The 294-nt window shown below is 71.8% G+C and carries 1 protein-coding gene; it reads right to left on the bottom strand.

Translation table 11 applies throughout. From position 1 onward, the window contains the following. Positions 1-294 (bottom strand): Ig-like domain-containing protein (locus ACPCUX_RS18840; RefSeq protein ID WP_423389405.1); only part of this gene is annotated, 294 nt, incomplete at both ends.

The raw sequence follows: 294 nt of genomic DNA, 5'->3' as shown, positions 1-294 counted from the left end.
GAGCACCTGGACGGGGATCGTCAGGACGTTCGTCCGGCCCTCCGGGTCGTCCGGGCCCGACCCGTCGGTCACCTCGAACGACACCGACGCCGGGCCGGTGTAGTCCGCGTCCGGCGTGTAGACGATCTCGGTCACGGACGGGACCTGCCGGTCCCCTTCGGTGACCTTGACCTTGTCCTCGGTGGTCAGGCGCGGGGAGCGGCCCTCCACGACGAGCACGTGCTCGGTGAGGTCGATCGGGAGCGACTCCCCCGCCAGCACCTCGAGCTGCGTGCCCGGCCGCAGCGTGGGCTT

It is taken from the genome of Cellulosimicrobium sp. AB352 (genome assembly GCF_049538415.1).
GTDB lineage: Bacteria > Actinomycetota > Actinomycetes > Actinomycetales > Cellulomonadaceae > Cellulosimicrobium > Cellulosimicrobium funkei.
This window is presented reverse-complemented; position numbering and strand designations above follow the sequence as displayed.